This window comes from Thalassotalea euphylliae (genome assembly GCF_003390375.1).
In the GTDB taxonomy this organism is placed as follows: Bacteria; Pseudomonadota; Gammaproteobacteria; order Enterobacterales; family Alteromonadaceae; genus Thalassotalea_F; species Thalassotalea_F euphylliae_A.
The window spans coordinates 2,048,265-2,071,201 of record NZ_QUOT01000001.1; the positions used below are offsets into that span (position 1 = coordinate 2,048,265).

General features: G+C 41.4%; 20 protein-coding genes. 14 read left to right on the forward strand and 6 right to left on the reverse strand.

What is annotated here, in order from left to right; genetic code table 11:
- Positions 1 to 16 precede the first annotated feature (16 nt).
- Positions 17 to 1,315 (reverse strand): acyltransferase family protein, encoded by a 1,299-nt coding sequence (locus DXX94_RS09040; RefSeq protein ID WP_116015313.1) that lies wholly within the window; start codon positions 1,313 to 1,315, stop codon positions 17 to 19.
- 168 nt (positions 1,316 to 1,483) lie between these two features.
- On the opposite strand from DXX94_RS09040, the gene DXX94_RS09045 reads away from it, so the two are divergent.
- From DXX94_RS09045 to DXX94_RS09060, 4 genes are all read left to right on the forward strand, one after another.
- Entirely contained in the window at positions 1,484 to 2,347 is an 864-nt protein-coding gene (locus DXX94_RS09045; RefSeq protein WP_116015314.1) for a LytR/AlgR family response regulator transcription factor, read from the forward strand.
- Between the two features lie 221 nt (positions 2,348 to 2,568).
- Positions 2,569 to 4,299, forward strand: coding sequence for a hypothetical protein (locus DXX94_RS09050; protein WP_116015315.1), 1,731 nt, complete (start codon positions 2,569 to 2,571; stop codon positions 4,297 to 4,299).
- A complete protein-coding gene (locus DXX94_RS09055; protein ID WP_116015316.1) occupies positions 4,289 to 4,675 on the forward strand; it encodes a hypothetical protein in 387 nt (128 codons plus the stop codon). The genes DXX94_RS09050 and DXX94_RS09055 overlap by 11 nt, the downstream gene beginning before the upstream one ends.
- Before the next feature lie 375 nt (positions 4,676 to 5,050).
- Positions 5,051 to 5,878: a hypothetical protein gene (locus DXX94_RS09060; RefSeq protein ID WP_116015317.1), complete on the forward strand. Its 828-nt coding sequence runs from the start codon at positions 5,051 to 5,053 to the stop codon at positions 5,876 to 5,878.
- 256 nt (positions 5,879 to 6,134) lie between these two features.
- On the opposite strand, the gene DXX94_RS09065 is transcribed toward DXX94_RS09060, so the two are convergent.
- A complete protein-coding gene (locus tag DXX94_RS09065; RefSeq protein WP_116015318.1) occupies positions 6,135 to 6,635 on the reverse strand; it encodes a lactoylglutathione lyase family protein in 501 nt (166 codons plus the stop codon).
- A 117-nt stretch (positions 6,636 to 6,752) separates the two neighbouring features.
- On the opposite strand from DXX94_RS09065, the gene DXX94_RS09070 reads away from it, so the two are divergent.
- Positions 6,753 to 7,658: a LysR family transcriptional regulator gene (locus DXX94_RS09070; protein ID WP_116015319.1), complete on the forward strand. Its 906-nt coding sequence runs from the start codon at positions 6,753 to 6,755 to the stop codon at positions 7,656 to 7,658.
- Positions 7,659 to 7,695: 37 nt separating this feature from the next.
- Here DXX94_RS09070 and DXX94_RS09075 read toward each other — a convergent pair whose 3' ends face one another.
- Positions 7,696 to 8,436: a metalloregulator ArsR/SmtB family transcription factor gene (locus DXX94_RS09075; RefSeq protein ID WP_116018415.1), complete on the reverse strand. Its 741-nt coding sequence runs from the start codon at positions 8,434 to 8,436 to the stop codon at positions 7,696 to 7,698.
- A gap of 456 nt (positions 8,437 to 8,892) precedes the next feature.
- On the opposite strand from DXX94_RS09075, the gene DXX94_RS09080 reads away from it, so the two are divergent.
- The gene (locus tag DXX94_RS09080; protein WP_116015320.1) at positions 8,893 to 10,698 is read left to right on the forward strand and encodes a lysophospholipid acyltransferase family protein; all 1,806 of its coding nucleotides are present in this window, start codon (positions 8,893 to 8,895) and stop codon (positions 10,696 to 10,698) included.
- A 106-nt stretch (positions 10,699 to 10,804) separates the two neighbouring features.
- Here the strand turns inward: DXX94_RS09080 and DXX94_RS09085 are convergent, their stop codons facing one another.
- Both DXX94_RS09085 and DXX94_RS09090 read right to left on the reverse strand, forming a co-directional pair.
- Positions 10,805 to 11,590, reverse strand: a complete 786-nt coding sequence (locus tag DXX94_RS09085) for an NRDE family protein (RefSeq protein ID WP_116015321.1) — start codon at positions 11,588 to 11,590, stop codon at positions 10,805 to 10,807.
- 12 nt (positions 11,591 to 11,602) lie between these two features.
- Positions 11,603 to 12,115 carry a DinB family protein gene (locus DXX94_RS09090; protein ID WP_181901524.1) on the reverse strand — a complete coding sequence of 171 codons (513 nt, stop codon included), beginning with the start codon at positions 12,113 to 12,115 and terminating at the stop codon, positions 11,603 to 11,605.
- A gap of 291 nt (positions 12,116 to 12,406) precedes the next feature.
- Here DXX94_RS09090 and DXX94_RS09095 point away from each other — a divergent pair, with 291 nt between their 5' ends.
- A complete protein-coding gene (locus tag DXX94_RS09095) occupies positions 12,407 to 13,273 on the forward strand; it encodes an alpha/beta hydrolase family protein (RefSeq protein ID WP_116015323.1) in 867 nt (288 codons plus the stop codon).
- A 70-nt stretch (positions 13,274 to 13,343) separates the two neighbouring features.
- Here the strand turns inward: DXX94_RS09095 and DXX94_RS09100 are convergent, their stop codons facing one another.
- The gene (locus DXX94_RS09100) at positions 13,344 to 13,649 is read right to left on the reverse strand and encodes a hypothetical protein (RefSeq protein ID WP_147302262.1); all 306 of its coding nucleotides are present in this window, start codon (positions 13,647 to 13,649) and stop codon (positions 13,344 to 13,346) included.
- A gap of 559 nt (positions 13,650 to 14,208) precedes the next feature.
- Between DXX94_RS09100 and DXX94_RS09105 the strand changes: the two genes are divergently transcribed.
- From DXX94_RS09105 to DXX94_RS09135, 7 genes are all read left to right on the forward strand, one after another.
- Positions 14,209 to 16,521 (forward strand): S8 family serine peptidase, encoded by a 2,313-nt coding sequence (locus DXX94_RS09105; RefSeq protein WP_116015327.1) that lies wholly within the window; start codon positions 14,209 to 14,211, stop codon positions 16,519 to 16,521.
- Between the two features lie 13 nt (positions 16,522 to 16,534).
- Positions 16,535 to 17,068, forward strand: a complete 534-nt coding sequence (locus DXX94_RS09110; protein ID WP_116015329.1) for a hypothetical protein — start codon at positions 16,535 to 16,537, stop codon at positions 17,066 to 17,068.
- Between the two features lie 418 nt (positions 17,069 to 17,486).
- Positions 17,487 to 18,362, forward strand: coding sequence for a YncE family protein (locus DXX94_RS09115; RefSeq protein WP_258872136.1), 876 nt, complete (start codon positions 17,487 to 17,489; stop codon positions 18,360 to 18,362).
- Between the two features lie 83 nt (positions 18,363 to 18,445).
- A complete protein-coding gene (locus DXX94_RS09120) occupies positions 18,446 to 18,928 on the forward strand; it encodes a nuclear transport factor 2 family protein (RefSeq protein WP_116018417.1) in 483 nt (160 codons plus the stop codon).
- 389 nt (positions 18,929 to 19,317) lie between these two features.
- Complete coding sequence (locus tag DXX94_RS09125) at positions 19,318 to 19,854, forward strand: GbsR/MarR family transcriptional regulator (protein WP_309545215.1); 537 nt, start codon at positions 19,318 to 19,320, stop codon at positions 19,852 to 19,854.
- 500 nt (positions 19,855 to 20,354) lie between these two features.
- Positions 20,355 to 21,734, forward strand: a complete 1,380-nt coding sequence (locus DXX94_RS09130; protein WP_258872234.1) for a cytochrome ubiquinol oxidase subunit I — start codon at positions 20,355 to 20,357, stop codon at positions 21,732 to 21,734.
- Positions 21,735 to 21,778: 44 nt separating this feature from the next.
- A complete protein-coding gene (locus tag DXX94_RS09135) occupies positions 21,779 to 22,804 on the forward strand; it encodes a cytochrome d ubiquinol oxidase subunit II (protein WP_116015337.1) in 1,026 nt (341 codons plus the stop codon).
- The last annotated feature ends 133 nt before the right edge of the window (positions 22,805 to 22,937 follow it).

Here is a 22,937-nt window from a genome sequence, read left to right on the forward strand (position 1 = left end):
CTGTTTTAACAATTAGTTAAATCAGTCGCCAAATCAAAGGCAACAGCAAACATGCAGAACAGGTATAACCTACCTTTTGCGAAACCATTGAGTACTGGCCTTGCATCTTGAGTCCAAAACACGGCCTCAGGATATCGACGCGCTTAACCAACTCATAGCCAACAAAACAACCTGTAATCGTAACTAAGACTAATAACGAAGATTCGACGGCAATGCCCAAATTCAGTTGGGTAAGATAAAACCCCGCCACTAAAATAATGGTTTGATGCAGTATGTAAAATGGATAAACAGCATCAACACCATAGGTCAGCCAACGGCTGTTTTGACAGCGTTTTGAGGTGAATACGGTTTGTGCAAAACCCAACATCATCAAAACGCCTAGTAATCGACAGCTACCATAAAGCAGATTTCCCACCAACTGAACCCAAGTAGGAATGATGGATTCAGCTCTGGCATCTAGCCAAACGTATTGATAGAAAATAACCAATGCCAACCAACATAACCCGTATGCAACGCAAAAGTGTTTAACGTGATCAGCAATTTTCTGCCATGCTTGTGGCTGCCAGCCTAGCATATAGCCATACAATAAAAACAATAGCCCTATCGGATATCGACTTGGTGCCTCTGCCCATAAGAATTCAATCGCAATAACAGGCATTGCTAATATGCCAACAGCTATAGCACCATTGCCTAAAACGAGTCGCCGACGCATTGATTCAAGCCAGCTGCTGTTAAGTATGGGGAGCATGCAAACCAATGCTAATGAGTAATACCAAAGAGAGCGTAAATACCACAAGTGATTCACATCAATATGAGGCCAAATACCGTGTGGATAATTGCTAAAAGTCCCCTCTTTACCTGTAACAGCATCGCTAAAGAATGCCTGCAAAAATTGCCAATAGTTGAGTGCAATCTCACCTTTTGCGGTCATTTCAATATAAAGTTGGGGCGGAACAATAACCAATACACCAAATAAAAGTGGCAGGAGTAAATGATAAGTGCGCAGCATGACAAATCGCACTGGCGAGACCTTAGCAAGCACAAAGCGGATAGCAACGCCCGAGATTAGCCAAATCGCCGGCATTCGCCAAGGTTCAACCAAAAGTAACAGCTTATCTAACCATACAACCGAGTACTGGCTTTTGGCATGCCAGCCCCACGCGTCAACATAGAACATGCCGATATGATGGCTAATCAATAGGCCAAACAACATGATGCGCAGCCAATCAAGATCAGTTCTGCGTGGTGGACAAGTTCTGCTATCAGGGGGCGTAAAAACCAAGTGTTGTGAAATTCGATAAATCAAGCGCTGCATCTCGCCACTTACATAAAAATTATTTATTGATATGATGAGTCATTGCGTATCAAAAAATATTAGAAAAGTGCTTAATAAACAAAGGATAGGGCTAAGCGGTGGCTGACAGGGATAAAATTATAGTAGTAATCGGCTTACTAGAAATGGCTCAAACCAAGAGTAATTATTGTGAATAAACTAGCGCATTTTCAACGTTACCAATTGCGCTATGAAGTTGTCGCACTTGTTAGTTATTTTCTAATTAATGCGAGCTTACTCGCGAGCAGTGTGATCATGGAAGCGAGCCGTAACAACCAAGCGCTCCCTTTTGATTGGTGGGAACCATTTTCGTGGGAGTACACCAGTGCAATATCCACGCTTTTACTGTTCCCAATGATCGCCAAATTTATTGATAGATTCCCTATCCAGTGGCGTAAATTTCACCTGACCATTACCATTTACTGGCTTGGCTCGATATTGTTTTCGCTCGCTCATGTCGGCCTAATGGTTGGCTTTCGCAAGTTAATTTACCTGAGCCAAGAGCGCTACTACGATTTTGGTAATGTTTGGTATGAATTAGTGTACGAATACCGAAAGGACTTATGGGCATTCTTGTTTTTCGTGGTCGCTATTCATGTCTATCGTTTTGTGCTCGCACGTTTACAAGGTGAGGCGAACCCAATTCAAGAAGGCGAAGACAACCAAGTAGATAATGAACAACAAAGAAAGGAGATCGACAGGCTACTCGTGAAAAAGCTAGGCAAAGAATTTATTATCAAAGTGAGCGATGTTGAATGGTTAGAGTCTTCTGGAAATTATGTGAACCTGTATATTGGCGAGCGAATTTATCCATTGCGCATAACGCTCACCAAGTTAATAGAGCAGCTGGCAGATAAGGGTTTTAGTCGTATCCACCGCTCTTATGCAGTAAGGCTTGATGCTATTGAATCCATCACCCCTATCAGTAGTGGTGATAGTGAAATTCGACTAAAAACAGGTAAACAACTAACTCTTTCTAGGCGCTACAAAGAAGCGTTTAAACTGCAATTATAACTAAAGCTCATAACGACTTATTCGTAAGAGTATAATCCAAAGGGCGACTCTATTAAAAAATATAGTAGCAAGGTTAAGTTAGATGCTTTTAAGGCGAACACCAGTTAGCTATTAACTACCTTACATTTTCTAAGCTCTCTTTAGATGGAGTAAAATTTATCTACTCTTGGTGACAGCTATGAATTAAAGTATTAATTAGCATATTAGGAATGGTTTCATAGATGAAAATTTCAGACATAGATGGGGTATTATCAGACTTCATTGTAACCAAAATAAGGGAAGTAACCCCCATATGGGAAAATGACTCACTACTCGCAAAATATTTTAGCAACTCTGGTTTTTATTTAGACAAGTTTGATTTGTGCTATTTAACTAGCTACGCAATAAAAGAAACAAATCATTTCAAAAATATAGCGTTTAATGAGAGCGATACTGAAGTTTTTAAATCAGAAAAATATGGTGGTGTTGGAGTAGGAAAAAATCTTGGGGGTGCAAGATGTGGAAACATTGGTCAATTCCAAATCAAAGGTATAGGTCGAAACAATCTGGCAGATAAAGACGCACCTTCTCACCACTCGAATGGCACTTTAAGCTTACTAGATGCTACTATCGAGACTATATATACTAATACTCTAAATGCTCTACTGCCAAACGGTGTTGTTGGTGTACTAGGCCTAGTAGCTACTGGAGAGCGTAACGCATACTGTGAGTTTTCAGGTACTAAACCTGAGTTCTTAACTTGGGGCGCATTACTTACAAGAGAGCAGTCCGTTAGGCCTGCACATTTTATTAGAAATAGCGCTATTACGAAAGAAAACTTAGACATACTGCAAGTTGATAAGCATAGAACAAACGAAGCAAATAGGTCACTTTTATCTTACTTCAAAGACTTAGATCATATAAGAGCTTTTTTGCTGAATAGTTTTTCCAAACAAATCCAACAATTTGCATTTGCTAGAGTCGCAGGTATAGCTCATGGAGCAATATCTGCTTCAAATCTTACTTTAGACGGGCGTTGGATTGATTTAAACACGGCAGACTTTGTAAATTCGAATCAAAATAATAGTATAAGTGAAAATGCTATTCCATTTTATTCAGAGCCTCACTCAATTGTAGACATATACATTGAATTGACTCATACCCTGAATAAAATTAACAAAATAAATTTAAACACTAACGAATTCATTAGTGCTTACCAATATGAATTTAATCTATATTTTGATTCATATTCATTATGGATTTTAGGTCTGCCAATTCAGCCAAATATAGAAGAAAAAAACAACACAATTATTGGTCGCTATTTTGCCAAGCACCTGTATAGAAACACACGAATAATACATTCGAACACTAAACTTAGTGCCCTCAATAATCTTAAAACTGAAATAATCCACTGTTTAATAAAAGAAATAACCTCAAAAACCAAATCAAAAAACGATGAATTGAGAGCATTTGTAAACGCATACAAGAGTGTTTTGAGTTCTAAAAGCGAAAAATTTAAAGCTAGATTCTCTATTGAAAAGAGAGCATATTTAATTCTGACATTATTACTTGCTTTAAAAAGAACGTGCTTTCAGTTTTTCTTTGCAAGAGCCAGGTTAACAAAAATTATTTTGAAAAATACTCAAACGTGTAATATTAGTGCTATCCCAGAACTTATTGAGACGGTCAAAGAAGTATCAAATTGGGCTTTTTATAATTCAAATACAAAAAGTATTTTGTTCTCAAGTAAAGAGATTCAAATAAATTTCGATGCGATTGCGCAGGAATTTTCAATATCAAATAAATACGATCATTCAACTCAGAGTTTTTCCTGCATAATAGAACTAATAGACTACATCAATTCCATATCTGATAATTCCCTGTACATCGCGGAATATGATTTCAAGCCTGATTTATTAATAATACTGACTACAATCTGCCAATTAAAGACTACTCTTGATTATGAACTATAAAGATTTTTCAATTTTATGTACTTTATGCATCCAAAGAAATGGCAACATTGATAGAAAGAAATTACAAATATTGCAGTCTGCAACAAGGTTCAACACTTATCGAATAATCTACACACCTGCCAATAATTTACCCGTTGGATTCATTGTTTGGGGAGAGATAACAGCAGAAAGTAAAAATTTACTAGAAAAGTTTAACGTAAAGCCTAAATACCATTATGAACTTTATGAAGGTGAAATTGCTTATATTTTAGATGTAATGTTTAAGCCGGGATGGCATCACCTTCTGAAAGCAGAATTAAGATCTCTGCGCTCAGAGTTTGTGGAGTTCGTCTATATAAAAAAGAATAAATTGAAATCAGTTAAAAACAAGCAATAACTTAAGACGGAAAGCATTCAATAAAGTTTTAGCTGAACAGTGGTCGCTCTTTTTTTACGTAATCCGATCCTGTTCATCAAAGAGCTCTCATGATACTTAAATTTAATTTATGTGAAAAGTAACGACTTTACTCATTGTATTGCCTAAGTATAATCAAAGTCGATTGCCATTTAAATCCTCAAAAAGATGGACCAGAACCCAGTCCAGTTTTTAGCTCCTGAAAATACCATTTGAACAATGCTCACTTAAATGTGGAATATATTTCATCTGGTTGTAAATTAAACAATAATTAAAAATTTACTTTACAACTAAAAACCTAAATGGAAATATAGAAAACGGAATGGAAATATAAAATTTTGATAAAAGGATAGATCTATGAAAAAAATACCTTTAGCTATAACACTAGCACTCAGCACAAATGCGTTTGCATATACCCATCCGCTGCAAGACACAGATTTACAACCTAAAGAGAGCAGTTATAAATGTACATCACTTTCACAGCTTGATGAGAAAAGCTTGATAGAAGACAACAACTATCTTGCGGACTTTTTGCTATCACCGGATTATTGCATCAACAACTCTAAATATAGCTCATACATCACTCCGGACATGATGATATCAAAATCAGATATTTCTGATATCTATAGCAATTACTATAAACTCTATGAATCACTAGAATCGTTAGAAGAAAAGATTCATTTCGTTCATTTCTTTTTACAAGAAGCCTCAAAAAGGTACTTTCTAGCATCTGGCTATCAAAACCGTGAAGATGAACTTCGACTAATTTTTTACTCTCCTAAAACAAATGGAGGCTCAAGAGGTTATTCTTTTTACCCCTTTGGTCGTGATAACTTCACACCTGAATTTGCCCAGCAATATAAAAAGACAACTCAAAAAATTACAAATACTCCCGATAATATTCAGGCTTTAGTTAACCAGCTACTAGGTTTAGATCACAAAAAAAAACTTAAATCTATAAGTGACCTACAACCATTTAATAATAACTCTTCAGATTCAGATAGAGATTCTGATTATATGGACTGGGCGGAAGAGCAGGCCAGTAATTGGTGCGATACTTGCCGAGATGATGGTTGGGGGAGTGATAGAGACACTAGAGAAGCATACTTAGTAATTAAAGATGACTATGGTAATAGGTGGGAGGCTTACCATTACAGTCCATGGGATGATGACTGGTGGAGATAAGGCGTATCGTTCGCTTTAGAGACTAATAAATCCGAGCAATATTAGCTCGGATTTATTAGTCTCTAAAGCGAACCTTTGATTCAAAGTTAGCGATCAATATGTACTATTGATCGCTACTAAGCCACTACAAGGAAATCCTACGAATACGAAATGAAAAATAGCCGTATCGCTATACCTAAAATATTTTGATTCGGAATCGTTTCATAATCATTTACCATTTGCAGATTTTTTGATGATCAGCAAACGATAGAGATAACTAATAAGCACCTGCCGAGTAAGTTAACTCATAGCTATGGCTGTAAACTTCTAAGATATTGCCAAATGGATCTTCCATATAGATCATGCGATAAGGCTTTTCACCTGGATAGTAGTAGCGTGGTTCAGCCATGCGCTTTTTACCACCGGCAGCGACAATTTTTTCAACTAATTCTTCTAAATTAGGGTCTTGAACACAGAAGTGGAAAACACCGGTTTTCCAGTACTCAAAGTTATTGTCAGGTGTTTCATGATTAACGAACTCGAATAATTCAACGCCAATACGATCGCCGGTTGCCATATGGGCAATGCGGAACTTCTGCCAGTTGGCACCGAACACATCAGTACACATTTCACCAATTGGACTTTCGTCTTCAACGATTTCCGTTGGCTCCATAATTAAGTACCAACCGAGTACTTCAGTGTAAAATTTAACAGCAGCTTCAACATCTGGCACTGAAATACCAATATGCGAAAACGTTCTTGGGTAGGCATTTGCCATGATCTTGTCCTCTATTAAAGTGATTCGTTGCTAGCAATTAGCTGGTAGGAAAAAGTATAGAGGCTATAATCACAGACAAAAAATTATCATTTTTTATGATATTGAGTACGTTTTGTAATGATTAATCTGAACTTGCTAAGAACGTTTTGCACGCTTGTTGAGGTTGGGCATTTTACCCAGACCGCAGAGCGTTTGTTTATGACCCAATCTGGGGTTAGCCAACAGATCAAAAAGCTGGAGCAGTCGCTAAAAACTCAGCTGATTATTCGCGAAGGAAAAAGCTTTTACCTAACCCAAAATGGAGAGCAGCTGTATCAACAAGGGCAGCAATTGTTGGCCAATGCCAATGCGCTATCAACGAGCTTTACTGAGGATAGTCATTACCAAGGGAAGGTTTCGCTAATGTCGCCTGGCAGCTTGGGGCTAAAGCTATATCCTTATCTCTTGTCGATTCAACAAACGCACAAAGCGCTGAGTATCGATTATCAATTTTCATCAAATCGCGGCATTGAACAGGCATTGACTGAGCATCAGTTAGACATAGGGCTGATGACCGCCCTACCCGTTGGCAGTGACACTATCGCGCAACCACTAACGCAAGAGCCAATTGTATTAGTGACCCCTAGCCAGTGTGAAACGCCCGACTGGCAAGCCTTGCAAACATTAGGCTTTATTGACCACCCAGACGCCCAACATCACGCGCAACTATTACTGCCCGCAAACTTTAGCGAGTTTGAGCATATCAGTCAGTTTTCGATACGAGGTAAGTCCAACCAAATTAGCCTAATTTTAATGCCTGTAGCGCTGGGCTTAGGCTTTACCGTATTGCCGCTACACGCGGCATCCGCATTTAGTGAGCAAAACGCGATTCGTATTCATCACCTTGAAAACTCTGTCTCTGAGCAGGTTTATATTTGCCACCACAGACGCGCGCAAGCTGCGAATCGCGTAGCTTTTATTAAGCGAGAAATAGACGCTTATTTAAATACAGAGAACTCATCAAATCAGCAGCCAAGCCTTTAGCAACTAAACAATTGAGCTGCTAAGCACTCTGGCTGGCTTAACAGCAGAAGCTCGCTTTATCTGGTCGGTTTTCCATAGTCACTAAACGGGTCAGATCAGGCTTAATCAGCTCAACATTATTTTCCAAGGTTTGGCTAACCACCTGCTTTGCCCAAAGTGGCAATTCAGGGTTGATGCGATAAAACACCCATTGGCCATTTTTACGCGTCGTCAACACACCAGCTTTTTTAAGCACTGCTAAGTTGCGTGAGACTTTCGGTTGGCTTTCTTCATCCAAAGCTTCCATTAACTCGCACACGCAAATTTCACCAAAGTAATTAGTGAGTAATAATGTTTTTAAGCGAATATCATCGGTTAGGCATTTATAAAAAACGATGGGATCAAGCGCCATTTGCTGCGCTTTATCAATTTCAGGTTCTTTGTCCCGCTCGCCATTAAGCTGTAGAAACATCTGAATACGATTAGTCAGTTCAGTAAACGTCGTAGAGAACGGTTCAACACCTTGGCGCGACTTAGGATCAGGGAAGTCCCAAGCTATTTGCTCGCCCTCAGTATCGAATGAGCGGCATTCCTGCATCGCCTGTTCACATAAGGTAATCACATAATCAAACGCCAACGATTCAATATCCTCGATTGACTTTGACTGCAAATTATCAGTGCTTAAGCCAAATTTAGTTAGTGTCGCCAAGGTACGCTCGTCAACGCCATCAGGGTGCATACCAGCGCTAAAGACTTCAAAATAATCACCTGCTTTGGTGCGTAAAATAGCTTCCGCCATTTGCGAGCGCGCCGAATTACCAGTGCATAAAAACAACACACGCTGCTTGGGGTTAGATGTAGTAGCTTGACTCACTTCAATTTCGCTTGGTTAACTTAACGTCCAATATATTGATTATTTCATATATAACCTCAGCTGGATATTAAAAAGCAATAGGTCAGCTGATTTAAGATCTCGATTTGATACATAGCAGTTAATGCCAGAAGTTTAATCAGCTAACACTTAACGACAGCAAAAAATTAAATATCAAATAATATCAATCTGTTACTTAAAAAAATGACAGCCCTAGTCTATTGCTTCAACATCGCTAGGCACAGTAGATAAAGGATTAATCGAGCTTTCATCAATAATAATTCTGATTAGTTTGAATAGTTTTGCTATAAACAAGGTTCTTCTGCACCATAGCAAGTTTTAATTGAAAGAGCATTGAAGGGCAACCTCACCCAAGCATTACGTATGTCAGCAAAGCACACTCTAGTAAACAACAATCTCAAACAAACCGACAGTCGCTACCATCTATCGATTCGAAACGTTATCGCCAATAAAGGCTGGCTTAAGCCAGTGTATTGGCTCGCCCCTGTGCTTGATCGCCTTGTTGGCCTGAAGCAGCTTGATAAGATGTATCAACGCCATGAGTTTCAAGGGCTAGACAAAGCTGAATTTACAGAAAAGTTCATCGACACCTTTGAGCTTGATTTACAAGTGCCAGACGGTTCGCTGGAGCGACTTCCCAAAACCGGCCCAGCCATTGTTGTTGCAAATCATGCGTTTGGCGGAATTGAAGGCGTTGCTTTGGCGCACTTGTTAAATAAAGTAAGACCCGATGTTCAAATACTGGCAAACAGAGGGTTGTCGATATTTCCAGAATTAGCGCCTTATTTTATTTTTACAAACCCGCTGAAATCAAATGCAAAAGGCAATAGCCAATCACTAAAGGCCTGTTTGAAGCACCTTAAAAATGATGGCATGGTAGTGCTGTTCCCAGCTGGACGGGTAAGCTACCCGAAAGACAAGCACAGCCCGGTTAGCGATCACGAGTGGCATCGAATGGTCGCCATGTTGGCGAAAAAATGCCAGTGCCCGGTATTGCCAGTACATATCAGCGGACAAAATAGACCTATTTTTTATCGCCTTGGTTTAGTGTATTTTCGTTTTCGTCTACTCATGTTGATCAGAGAGATGATCCACAGCCAAGGTAAGAAAATCCCCATTACTATCGGTAAAGCAATCAACAACATGACACATAAAGCGCTTAACAATAAATCAGACCAACACATTACTGATCTCACTCGCCTGCTAACGTATTTGCAAGACCCTGAGCTTGTTCAGCACTGGCCAGAGCGTGTTGACCCAGAAATGCAGCCTATTGCGCCAGCAATTTCACCTGATTTACTGAATGATGAAGTTACTCAGTTGCCTGAGTCACAGCAATTGGCAAGCTTTAAAACCTTAAGTACTTATTATGCCAAACGCACGCAAGTACCCAATGTTATTGAAGAAATTAGACGATTAAGAGAAGAGAACTTTCGTCTAGTCGACGAAGGTAGCGGCGCGCCGCAAGATGGTGATGACTTTGACGATAGCTATGTGCACCTGTTTATTTTTGACCACCAAACCAAGCAAGTCGTTGGTGCCTACCGTATGGGACAATCAGATAAGTTGCTAGCTGAGCAAGACGCTAGCGGTATTTACCTTGCTAAAATGTTTAACTTTAATAGCGAGTTTATCAATCAGCAGTCACCATGCCTAGAAATGGGTCGCTCATTTTTGATTGCTGAGCAGCAAAAAAGTTTTCATGGTCTGTTGTTACTATTCAAAGGCATCGGTGCTTTTGCCAAACTATTTCCGCAATATCGTACGCTCTACGGCACCGTATCACTGAGCACACAATATCAACCGCTCAGTGTCATGCTAATCGAACAATTTTTGGTAAAGCCTGAATATCGCCAAGGGGTTGCTGCGAAAAAGCCGTTTCAGCACCAAGTACCTTATGAACTTAGTCAATATTTAGCGCAATATGGTAGTGATATTGATGTATTAGATTGGCTGGTTAGCCAAATTGAACCCGATGGTAAAGGCCTGCCTGTGCTGGTTAAACAATACCATCAGCTAGGTGCTAAATTTCATTGTGTTGCCATCGACCCGAACTTTGCTAACACACCAGGCTTGTTACTTAGCGTGCATTTGCCTGATACGCCAGAAAAGCTACTGAAGCTATATCTCGGCAAGGACTACAAAGAATATTTAGAATACCGAGAATAGATTGGCGCGAATAGATTACCGCGAAGGCAATTAAAAAAGAAAAGATTATAATGGCGCGCAACCCATTGTTGCGCGCTAGTGTCTTAACAAGCTTTCACTCAAACCGTTAAGCATATTGCAACTGCGTTAGCTTTTCTTGTATCAGTTTCTCTTGCTTAAGCTGCGTTAGCGCATCGCTATTGTTCAGGCTTTGACAAGGGCTACCCTGATAGTAATTGAACACTTGTTCACCCTCACCTACTTGCACATGACTAAAGCTCACCGTATGCGCGTCTTCTCGGTGCATACAAACAGAAAAAGCGCTGCGCTGAGGCTGGTGACTCGCGTGATAGGCCAGAAAATCTTGTGTGGTTTGTGGCATTAGCTCAGCAAAATGTAAATAACGCGCGGCGCTAACCGCACTGATATTAAAGCCAGATGAGGTTAACGGCATGGTCACAGGTAAACAGGTTAAGTGTTGACCATCCCATTGTAGTTGCTGTACTTTTCCTTGATGCTGATTTAAATAAGCGGGAAAAAAGCACAAAATAAAGGGCGCAAATCGTGCCAACGGTAGGGCTTTTATCAAATGAGTGATATCACCACGCTCTTCATGGGTTCCATCAACATCATCATTAAGTTTTGCAATCAAACGTAAAATTACTTCGCCACGACTGATCGGGTCAATAGGCTGGTGAGTGGCTTGCGCTTGGTAATTATTCAACAAACAAAACGTACTGCCAGCTTGTGTCAATGCAATCCAAGTGCCGCCACCTTGCGGATCGACAGGGTAAACAGCATCTAACGACGCATTAAAAGCCACAGGCTTAGCGATAGCGCGAGTGCGCTGTTCGTCACGATTAAAGAAAACTTGATAACCGCTGGGCTCAAGTTGCCAGGTTAATGTACACAACTGACTGGCACCTTATGATTGCGCGTTATTTTGCTGACGTAAGAAGGTTGCTGTTGATGGTGCAATACCAAACTGCTCTGAAGTTTCACCACCGAAACACAGGTGAATAGCTTTCATTGTTGCATAATGGTGAATGGCATGACTACAGGCAAACATGAGCTCGCGACCTAACGTGCTGGTAACCGACATCACATTGTCACTGCCAATACCTACATCAGCTTGCACTTCCACCGTTTGGGTAAAAACACTATCAGGTAACGCCAACAACCATGTTTTTAGTTGCTCAAGGCGCGCTAGCGCTTCCGCTAAGTCACGTTCAATTGGGCTATTGCGTTGACGTAGCTCATAATTGACCACAGAACTTTCAAGTGCAAATTCCAAAGCAACAAAGTGATCAATAACATGGCGGATGTGACCACCAATAGCACTTAAGAAACCATCAGGAACTGATGTGTACTGTGTTTGAGTTAAACCAGAAAGAAAGTCGATACCTTGTTGTACCGTTGCCACAAAATCGCGCTGCACTACGTCAATAACCCTATTAAATATATGTTTTTTTGTAGACCCTGCTTTACAGGAATCTCTTTCATATTAGCCAAAAATATTTTGTTACCAAATGTAGTTCCATAGAGTAACAACTTTAATTTAGTTCAGTATGATGATTATTGATAGTGTTTTATCATTCAAGGCTCATGAGCATATGAGCTCGCATGGCCTATTCGGTTGAATTCTCCTCAAACTTGACTTCCTGGTACGACCAGTTAAATTTTACATTATCCGGTCAATTTACAGAATCTAGCGCTAGCATAAACGACGATGAATCAAACTCAGATTAACGAGCAAACAATCGTTTGCTCAGACCATATAACCTTGGCAGCGACTCTTTTTCGACCAAGTAACGAGCTCAAAGGAGCGGTATTAATTGGCCCAGCTACAGGTATTAAGCGACAATTCTACGCCAGCTTTGCTAGCTATCTCTGCGACAATGGTTATGGTGTATTAACCTTTGAAAACCTCGGTATAGGCGAGTCAAACCAAGGTTTACTCACCGATAACACCGTCACTTTGCAGTCTTGGGGAGAAAAAGACTTAACCGCAGCTTTCGAACATCTCAAGGCACAATTTCCTGACGCTAAATACCACCTCGTTGGCCATAGCGCAGGTGGACAATTAATAGGGCTGATGCCCAACGCACATCAACTAAGTTCAGTTTTTAACTTTGCCTGCTCGTCTGGTTGTTTGGCAAATATGAGCCTGATCAATAAATTCAAAGCTCACTTTTTTATGAACTTCTTTATTCCTTTGAATAACTTATTGTTTGGTCACACAAAGTCACAGCTTGTCGGTATGGGTGAGCCGTTACCTAAACAGGTAGCGAGACAATGGCGACACTGGTGTAACGGCAGTGGCTACGTCAAAATGGCGTTTGGGCGCACCGTTCACCAGCACTGGTATGATGAACTAGCTATGCCTTCGATGTGGGTGAATGCAGTGGATGATTACATTGCCATTAACGAAAACGTTGCTGACATGATCTCTGTTTTTAGCCAAATGCCAGCGCAAACACTAACGCTAGATCCTAAAGATCACGATCTTTCTGAAATTGGCCATATGAAGTTTTTCAGTCGCCAATCACAAAAACTTTGGCCACTAGCAACTGATTGGCTTAGCAAACACGCGTAAGTTTCGAACTACCATTGAACGTGAGATAGCGGCAACTAAAACCGCTATCTCAAATTGCCGACAAGAAGCCCTAGCGACCTCTTTTTAACGCCAGAATTTGCTTACCTAACGCATCATAAACAAACACTTTTCGCTGCTCTTTTTTAATACTTATCGCAACAAAGATGCCACGTGAAGCATCGTATATTTCGCCAAGCCATAAGTTGTCTTGCTGGCTAGCCTTAGTGATCTTTCGGATCACCAACTGCCCTTCATTTTGAGGATGCGTTTGGTGCGTTTTAACCGTGCCAATACCTTTATCAAGATCAAATTCAATGAATGCAGGCTTATCTACATGCTGCCAAATGCCAGCAATAGAGGAGCTTGCATGAGACATTGTTGGTAGAACAAAGAAAACTAGTAAACAATATAACGTCAGACGTGCCATATAAACTTTAAGAAACCTAATAACGTGATAGTGATGCAACATATGTAAGTAATCTGCTATGACATTTCAACGTATTTATTTTGAACTTAACAGTTTCCTTTAGTCATTTTTAAATAGTCGGTACTTTAGATGCTCGCGTTAGCGCTCGATCACACTATCTGCTAGGCCAAACCAATCTCTCTAAATAATTCGCACCGAATCTAAGTGAATCATTGACCTAAATTAAACCTCGTTATTTCAAACGGATATATACAGAGGGGCAATGCCAATGTCCTTTTCCTAGTTCAAATAAGCTAATTACACTCCATTTACACTTTTATTACAAAATAAAAACATAAACACTTTGATTTAGCCGTTTCTTGTGATAGAAAACCCGACCCGGTGTAAAAAATTGCGACACAATTAATGACGTAATTTCCAACATACTGGCATAAAAACACATGGTATATGGTGTTAAAGGTTAAAAGAATAAATGTAGTTAGGATAACTACTTACAATGGAAATATGCATGAATAAAAAGATGTTTAAACTGACAGCAGTTAATGCGGCTGTTTTACTTTCCCTAGCTGGTTGCGGTAGCGACAACAATTCTCCCAATGTAGAAGTCAATAATCCACCAAGCGCTCAGAAAGTTACCGTAACTGACGCCAAGCAGTGGATACCTGTTTCAGGTACTTTAGATGCTCGCGATCCAGACGGCGACGCGTTAACAATCTCTTTCTTAGAAAATGGTAATACAATTCGCGCCGTTGATGGGGTTTATACATTTAGCCACGGCCAACTGACACTAAATGGGCTAGATTTCGAATACACATCGCTTTCTGGTCAAGACGCTGTTATTACCTACACTGCAACAGCACAGAATATTGTAGCGTCATCTACAGTTGAATTTGTCAATGTCAGCAATGATCCATTGGCATACCAACAATGGCACTTGCGCAACACAGGACAAAAAGCTTATGCGCTTAGCGATGCTATGTACGAAGGCTTGGTACAATTATACGTAGAGCAAGGTCGTGGTAATGAAGCAGAAGCGCGTGAGCGTTACGACAATATATTTTCAGAGCAGAATGCCACCGCAGTGATCGCTGGTGAAGATATGAATGTTGCCAATGCCTATGCACAAGGCGTTACAGGTGCTGGCGTAACTGCCGTAGTTGTTGACTCAGGTATGGAAATTCGACACGAAGACTTAGTTGATAACGTATTGCCGAACCGCTCAATCAACTTAGATGCAACAACAGTAGACCGCACTGACCCTACTAGCCAAGCCAATAGTGGTGACCACGGTACCAGTGTAGCAGGCTTAATTGCAGCGAAAGGCTGGAATGGCTTAGGTGGCCGTGGTGTTGCTCCAGATACGGGCCTAATAGGCATGAACTACTTAGGTGGTGATAAGATTCCTCAACGTGACCTACTTGCTCACGGTTTCCCTGGTAGCGGTATTTCAGCAAGTGAAGAAATTTCAGCATTTAACCGTAGCTATGGTATTACCTTCCCAACCTTTATTGGTTATTCATTAGTTGATGAAGCAATTGAAGCGTATCCAAACTTAACACTACGCAACGGTAAAGGCGCGCTAAACGTTAAGTCTAACGGCAACTCTTTTGAAGACGGTCGTGGCGAAGGTTCATTTTGTGCCGACAACGGCGCGCAAACGCTTGGTTTACCTTGTTACAACGCAGCGTTTGAGCCAAGCCAAGCTAACATTCACTACTTAAGCGTAGCTGCAGTAAATGCCAACGGCTTACACACAAGCTATTCGCAATCAGGTGCAAACACTATGGTCGCTGCACCAGCAGGTGAATTTGGTCGCTACGATCCAGCTATGGTTACCACAGACCAGATGACCTGTATCAATGGTTACTCAGGTTTCAACGGCGGTACTATTGCCGCGTGGAGTAATTTCTTTGGTGAAGCATTTGCGGCTAGCCAGCTGGCGTTTAACTACCCAGGTCATCCGGAAAATGCGACCTGTAACTACACTTCAACCTTCAATGGTACTTCTTCAGCTGCGCCAAATGCATCTGGTGTTATTTCATTAATTCTTTCAGCAAATCCAGCGTTAACATGGCGCGATGTTCGCCATATTTTAGCGTCTACCAGCACTATGAACGACCCTCAAAATGAAACGGTCGAAATCGCCATTGGCGAAGGCTCATTCATGGCGCACGATGCTTGGATTGAGAATGCAGCAGGTTTCAATTTCAACAACCTATATGGTTTTGGCCGTGTTGATGCAGGTAAAGCAGTTGAAATGGCGAAAAACTATTCTAAAAACTTAGGCGACTACGTTACAACAGATTGGGTTGGAGCTAGCGATTTATCCGCAGATATCCCCGACAATAATGCTACTGGTATTGTGCAAGAGATCGAGATGACCGAGGACATTACCATCGAAGGTATGCAGTTCTCATTTGACATTAGTAACGAAGAGATGGGCTTCGGCTACCCACTAGAGGATGGCACTCCGGTGCAAACTTCTGCTGGTAACGATATTGCCATTGAAGTTATTTCACCTGCTGGAACACGCAGCGTATTATTATCTTCTAAACAAGCTATCTTCTACCCTGCTTTCTCTTTTGATGTAGGTTTCCAACCTGGTTATGTGCTTAAAGACGCAGTATTCTTGTCAAATGCTTTCTATGGTGAAAATGCCAAAGGTACATGGAAAATCAGAGTGCTAGATACAGGAAATACGAACTTCACGCTATCTGGCGGTACCGACAACAACCTTGAAGTTGCGGCTATTGTTAACAACAATGTAGATAGTAAGCTTGAAGCCGTATCGGTTAGAGCATTCGGACATGCAGCGCAATAAGAAGGACAATATAATGAAATTAAATAAGTTAATTATGATAGGTGCTGTCGCTATAGTGTCTAACGCTGCACAAGCAAACAATTCAATTGAAGATAAATTATCACAATCGGTTTCGAAAACAGCGACGCTAACTCAGCAGACAAAAGCAGAATTTGGCGCGTACAAAGTTGAGCCGGCGTTACAGCTAGTGCCTGCGTCAATTGCAGATACAAAAAATGTTGTTGCCGCCAAAGGCGCTATGTCTGTTGTCACTGGCAACAGCAGCGATATTGTCAGTAAAGGTTCAGTGGTCAGAAATACATTGACCAATGAATTAACAACCCTGACGGGTAATATTATTGTATTGTTAGCAAAAGACGCTGACGCCTCTGCAGTAGCTGCTCAAGCAGGAATGAGAGTGGTCTCAGTATTTCCAGGTACCGACTTAGTCGTATTTGGCGCAATACCAGGTAATGACTTAGTTGATGCATTTAACAGCTTAAATAAGTCTTCACTTGCTTTATCTAGCAAAGTGGAAGTAACCGATACATTGTTCACGGCACAATAGTCGTTACTTAAATTTAAGTGCTCACATTAACTGTGAGCAATAAACAACAAAGCCCTATCGACTGATAGGGTTTTTTATTCCTGCTTTTCTATAGCGAGATTTAAAAATCTCTTACAACATCACCTAGATTTTACGCTATAGCAGTTATTCATTTCCTGTATTAAGCTTTTGATAGCGTAAGTGCTTTGCTTAGTACTTTGATCTGCATAGCACTGTGATCTGTTTTGTCGTGATCATATGAATTCAGGTGCCTCAATACAGTACGTTCGTCCATTAAAATAACAACAGGCAAAAAATAATGCGTCTCTTTACTTTATCTCTAATTTATATACTAACTTCGTTTACTCCTGCTCTTGCCGATATCAAGTCATCAATGCTTACCGGCACTTTGGTCGTCGTTAACAAAAGAGGCGATGACATGAGCTTTATCGATCTAGCGAGTCGCCAAATAGTAGCAGCTAGAGCCACAGGCAAAGGTCCTCATGAAGTGGCGATAACAAAAGATGGCAAATGGGCAGTAGTCACAGATTATGTCGGTGGTAATAGCTTGTCTGTGTTTGATATTGTAAACGCCCAAAAAGTCAGAACAATAGATTTAAGCGACTACCCAAGGCCGCACGGTATTCTATTTCTTGCTGATCAACGACGTGTTGCAGTGTCGGCAGAAGGCGCGGATGCGGTGGTCATTGCCGATATTTTTAGTGGCAAGATCACACAAGCGCTCAACACGGAACAAAAAGGATCGCACATGGTTGCGCTAAACGGCGCAACCGATAAAGTTTATACGACCAATATGGTATCTAATACGGTTTCGGAGCTGTCTATTCCAAGCAATAAACTGTTAAGGCAAATCCCCATGCCAAAAACGCCAGAAGCTATCACCATCAATGCCAGTGGTAACGAGCTTTGGGTCGGCAGTAACCAAGATGGTTTGGTTACCGTCTTTGATACGAAAACGGGTCAACAAATTAAACAATGGAAAGACTATACCTTTCCCTACCGTGTTTTATTGAGCCAAGATGAGAAATATGCAGTCATCCCAGATTTTCGCCAAAATATTCTCGATATTGTTGAGGTTGAGAGTAAAACACGGGTCAAGCGAGTAGAGTTTCCAGACAAAACCACACCTAATGGCGTAGTTTTCGCCCCAGATCAGCGTACTTTGTTTATGTCTGCATATGACAAAAATAAAGTGTACGTAGTTCAAGTGCCCAGCGGTAAGGTGTTGTTCGAATTGCCAACGGGTGATGGCCCTGACGGTATTGGCTACTCACCATTTACGCTGAGCCGTTAACATTTAGCAAAACATTTGTGGGTAAATACAGAGCAAAACACGCTAATCTTGAGACAGCCGCACAACACGACAAGGAAGCCATTATGGCTCGACAATTTACTTGGCTAGCTGGCACACTGCTAGCCTTAGCTTTACTTAGCGCCTATGCGATAGCCTATCCAACAACCAGCGCAGATCGCTCAAACGAGCGAGCAGTTAAACGCGCCGTGCTTGATTATATTGAGTCACAGATCCAACATAAGCCTGAATTGATGGCGCGAGGATTAGATAAATCACTAGCAAAGCGTACCTACTGGCAGGGTAAAAATAACCAAGAGAAAATCATGGAAACTAGCCATGATTTTATGGTGGAGCTTGCCAGTTGGTATAACCAGCAAGGGGATAAATTTTCAGCTAACCCTCGCGTCGAGATTGAAATTTTCGATATTGATCAGCGAGTCTCATCGGTCAAGCTCACCGTTGACGATTGGATTGACTACATGCATTTGTACCAGAACGAACATGGGCAATGGAAGGTATTAAATGTACTGTGGCAATATCACGACACAAGTAAACATAAAAGTTAGCACTCCCACAAAAAAAGCATCCAGCAAAGGTATATATCGATGAACGTAGCGTGATAGTGAGAATACGCTTAAGCAATCTACTCTGCTCAATTTAAGCATAAAAAAAGGCTCAGCCATAAAGCTGAGCCTAAAAACGCCCCGTCGGGGTGGCTGGTGTAGACTTCCAGCACACCCGATAAGTTCATGATAACCCTTCACTTAGAATATTTTATTGACTTATATCAAATTATCTTTACAATTTTCAGAAATTACTGAAAATTCAGAAACTGATAAATACTGAATAAAAGCTTAATAAAAACATAAAGCTTCAACAGCAAAAGTTGTTGCAATTATTTAGTGTAATTATTAATCAGAAAACTGCGGAGTAGTGGCAAATGAAAGTGTCATCAATGACTCAATCGTTAATTCTTCACTTTGGTGAAATGGGCTCGAAATGGGGGTTAAATCGTACCCTAGGTCAAATGTATGCCCTGATTGTGTTAACTGAAGCGCCGCTTAATGCCGACCAAATTAGTGAGTGCCTACAAATCTCACGCTCTAATGTTTCTATGGGTTTAAAAGAGCTTAAATCGTGGAACTTGATCAAGCTACAGCATATTCCCGGCGATAGAAAAGAGTATTTCTCTGCGCCTAGCGATGTCTGGGAAATTGCCCGCACCTTAGTAGTTGAACGCCGCAAACGTGAGCTTGATCCAACCTTATCTATGATGCGCGATGCCTTGCTACAAGAGCCCGGTAACGACGCCGATCGCTATGTCCAAAAACGCGTGCAAGAAATGCATGATCTAATGGAAATGGTCACCCTTTGGTCGAATGAGCTGCAAGGTATGTCGTCCGAAAAGCTCGCGGCATTACTCAAGCTTGGTGAAGGTATCGGCAAACTGCTGGATATGAAAGATAAGCTACTACCCAATAAAAAGGCCTAGCCAAGTAGACAATACGTCGAAAACCAGCGCACAAACGACTAACACCAAAAGCATTTGCTTAAAACACAGGCTCAAAACATAAGCTAAGAAGCGCAAATAAACTAATTCCGATAAAGATCATCCCCCCTTTTCCCAGTTTAGACAGGGTTATGATCCTTATCAAAGCAAAGTTGCCCGTAGCGATCAGCATTGCCGAACAACCAAGCAGAGTATGCAGGCCAATATCGTAGGCTGATAAGCGAACGAAGTCGGGCTAGTGGCCGCTAGTGTGTTTTGGCATGCCTAATTTGCATAGTAGTTCGCATGGTACTTCGCTTAGTAGTTCGCATAGTGTTCGCATAGCCAAGATACTTCATGCTCATACCTTATTAGGTGTTGGCTCGGTCAAGTTGAAAAGAATTCGTTTAGCTAATGCGCCCAAGGAGGTGCTTATGTTTGCTTTTAGTCCACTTGCCTTTATCAATCTGGCCTTTATCGATTTGGCTACTGAAACTGGCCTGATGTTGTCGCGAATTCAATTTGCCGCCAATATCAGTTTTCATATCTTGTTTCCTACCATCAATATCGCCCTTTGTTGGATTCTCGTTTTTTTCAAATGGCGCTACAACCGAACCCAAGATGACGCTTGGCTGCGCGTATATCGGTTTTGGGTGCGGATCTTTGCACTAACATTCGCCATTGGCGTGGTCAGCGGCATTACCATGTCTTTTCAATTTGGCACTAACTGGCCCGGTTATATGGAAAAAGTCGGCAATATCGCTGGCCCACTATTAGGTTATGAAGTAATGACCGCCTTCTTTTTGGAAGCTTCCTTCTTGTCGATCATGCTCTTTGGCATGGACAGAGTCTCAAATCGCGTACACACCATAGCAACTTTGCTAGTCGCTGTTGGCACTAGCCTATCGGCCTTCTGGATTCTAGTACTTAATTCTTGGATGCAAACGCCTGCAGGTTTTGAAATGATCGATGGCGTAGCCCATGTCACCAGCTGGTCTGAAGTGGTATTTAACCCTTCCATGCCTTATCGCCTTGCCCATATGCTACTAGCTTCGGCACTGACAGCAGCCTTTTTGATTGCCGGAATTTCTGCTTATCGGCTGATCAAAGGCGATCAAAAATCGTCAGTAAAATATGCACTTAACTTTGCTGTGCTATTGGCTGCTATATTGATGCCATTGCAAGCTTTTGTTGGTGATTTACATGGCCTGAATACCTTTGAACACCAGCCAGCGAAAGTCGCAGCGATGGAAGGGGTATGGCAAACTGAACGCGGTGCCCCGCTACTGTTATTTGCGGTGCCGGATGAAACTGAACGCACCAATCATTTTGAAGTGGCCATTCCAAATTTAGCTAGCCTGATTCTAACGCATGAAATCGATGGTGAAATTCGTGGCCTAGATGAATTTAAGGGTGAACATGCTCCCGTCGCCCCAGTGTTTTACAGCTTTCGTTTAATGATTGGCATCGGGCTATTAATGTTAGCGCTTGCTTGGCTCGCCAGTTATCAGTTTGTTTATAAAAAACGTTACCCAACATGGCTACTAAAAACGACCGTGGCCATGACCTTCTCTGGCTGGATAGCAACGCTCGCTGGCTGGTATGTCACTGAAATTGGCCGCCAACCTTACCTCGTATCAGGGGTGCTAACCACTGAAGAAGCTGCCACAGGTATCGCCCCAGAAAATATCGCCTTATCGCTTACCTTATATTTGCTGGTTTATGGCTTTTTATTAATTGCCTATATCAAAACTTTGTTTGTGATGGCAGATCGCGCCGTGAAACTTGAGGCCACCAACCCTAAATTAGCAGATATGCAGCAAGCAGATAGCCCTAGCGAAGATTTAAATGAAAAACTAAGCACGCCAGTAAGTGCCCAATAATTCACCATACGTTTTACTATCAAAAAGTTGTAAAGGAGTTTGTTATGGAGTTTGTTACAGAAAGCTCAACAGTAAACTGGTTACCTATGGTGTTTATTGCACTCATGGGCTTGTCGTTTTTGGTGTACGCCATTTTAGATGGCTACGACTTAGGGGTCGGCGTATTGCTACCCACCGACAAAGCGGCCGCCAACCAAGCGGCGCGCGACAAAATGATCTACTCCATTGGCCCGTTTTGGGATGCCAATGAAACTTGGCTAGTGCTGGCGATTGGCTTAATGCTGATCGCATTTCCCAAGGCCCATTCGATTGTGCTGCAAGCCTTGTATTTACCTACAGCACTCATGTTATTTGGCTTGATTTTACGCGGTGTATCTTTTGATTTTCGCACCAAAGCGCCGAGTAAAGATAAGCATAAATGGGATTTGGCGTTTAAAGCCGGCTCGCTTATCGCCACCCTGTGCCAAGGCTATATGCTAGGTCGCTATGTTACCGCGTTTGATACCAGTACTGCGGCAACCTTATTTGCCCTGCTCTCTGCGATTTGCGTCACCGCAGGTTACTGTTATGTTGGCTCAGCTTGGTTGGTGATGAAAACCGAAGGTGAACTGCAAAAACGTTCGGCAAAGTGGGCGATTTGGTCGAACCGTTTTATGGCATTAGGGATAGTCGCAGTTTGTATAGCCAACCTATCAATCGACCCTGTTATTGCCGACAAATGGTTAGGCTTTCCGCAAGTGTTTATCTTGATCCCATTGGTTATGCTGTTTGGCTTTATGTTCGTGACGGTTGAACTTTACTTACGCAAAGTGCCGATGGCAGATGATTTTGGCTGTTGGTATCCGTTTGTTTGCGCCATCATTATTTTCACTTTGTGTTTTTGTGGCTTAGCCTATAGCTTCTATCCGTATATCGTGCCAAACCAACTGACGATATTTGAAGCAGCCAGTGCTCCCGCGTCACTTTTAGTGATTTTTTGGGGCGCAGTGATTGTGTTACCTGTGATTATTGGCTACACGATTTTTGCCTATAAGGTGTTTTGGGGTAAAACCAGTCAGTTAAACTACTAGTGGTTACTACTAAGTAGGCAATTTCTAGAAATAAAAAAGTGAGGACGCACCCCAAGGCATTAACCCTAAGAGGGGAATCAAAAAAACTTCGATTTTTCGAAGTTTTTTTATACCTGTTGTATCTAAATCAAAG

What these genes read in the sequence shown, in the direction of transcription:
- DXX94_RS09070 (WP_116015319.1), top strand. Translation starts at nt 6,753, where the DNA reads ATGATTAATCTGAACTTGCTAAGAACGTTTTGCACGCTTGTTGAGGTT.
- DXX94_RS09050 (WP_116015315.1), top strand. Translation starts at nt 2,569, where the DNA reads ATGAAAATTTCAGACATAGATGGGGTATTATCAGACTTCATTGTAACC.
- DXX94_RS09055 (WP_116015316.1), top strand. Translation starts at nt 4,289, where the DNA reads ATGAACTATAAAGATTTTTCAATTTTATGTACTTTATGCATCCAAAGA.
- DXX94_RS09110 (WP_116015329.1), top strand. Translation starts at nt 16,535, where the DNA reads ATGAAATTAAATAAGTTAATTATGATAGGTGCTGTCGCTATAGTGTCT.
- DXX94_RS09060 (WP_116015317.1), top strand. Translation starts at nt 5,051, where the DNA reads ATGAAAAAAATACCTTTAGCTATAACACTAGCACTCAGCACAAATGCG.
- DXX94_RS09040 (WP_116015313.1), bottom strand. Translation starts at nt 1,315, where the DNA reads ATGCAGCGCTTGATTTATCGAATTTCACAACACTTGGTTTTTACGCCC.
- DXX94_RS09115 (WP_258872136.1), top strand. Translation starts at nt 17,487, where the DNA reads ATGAGCTTTATCGATCTAGCGAGTCGCCAAATAGTAGCAGCTAGAGCC.
- DXX94_RS09125 (WP_309545215.1), top strand. Translation starts at nt 19,318, where the DNA reads ATGACTCAATCGTTAATTCTTCACTTTGGTGAAATGGGCTCGAAATGG.
- DXX94_RS09095 (WP_116015323.1), top strand. Translation starts at nt 12,407, where the DNA reads ATGAATCAAACTCAGATTAACGAGCAAACAATCGTTTGCTCAGACCAT.
- DXX94_RS09120 (WP_116018417.1), top strand. Translation starts at nt 18,446, where the DNA reads ATGGCTCGACAATTTACTTGGCTAGCTGGCACACTGCTAGCCTTAGCT.
- DXX94_RS09075 (WP_116018415.1), bottom strand. Translation starts at nt 8,436, where the DNA reads ATGGCGGAAGCTATTTTACGCACCAAAGCAGGTGATTATTTTGAAGTC.
- DXX94_RS09080 (WP_116015320.1), top strand. Translation starts at nt 8,893, where the DNA reads ATGTCAGCAAAGCACACTCTAGTAAACAACAATCTCAAACAAACCGAC.
- DXX94_RS09135 (WP_116015337.1), top strand. Translation starts at nt 21,779, where the DNA reads ATGGAGTTTGTTACAGAAAGCTCAACAGTAAACTGGTTACCTATGGTG.
- DXX94_RS09065 (WP_116015318.1), bottom strand. Translation starts at nt 6,635, where the DNA reads ATGGCAAATGCCTACCCAAGAACGTTTTCGCATATTGGTATTTCAGTG.
- DXX94_RS09100 (WP_147302262.1), bottom strand. Translation starts at nt 13,649, where the DNA reads ATGTCTCATGCAAGCTCCTCTATTGCTGGCATTTGGCAGCATGTAGAT.
- DXX94_RS09130 (WP_258872234.1), top strand. Translation starts at nt 20,355, where the DNA reads ATGTTGTCGCGAATTCAATTTGCCGCCAATATCAGTTTTCATATCTTG.
- DXX94_RS09105 (WP_116015327.1), top strand. Translation starts at nt 14,209, where the DNA reads ATGAATAAAAAGATGTTTAAACTGACAGCAGTTAATGCGGCTGTTTTA.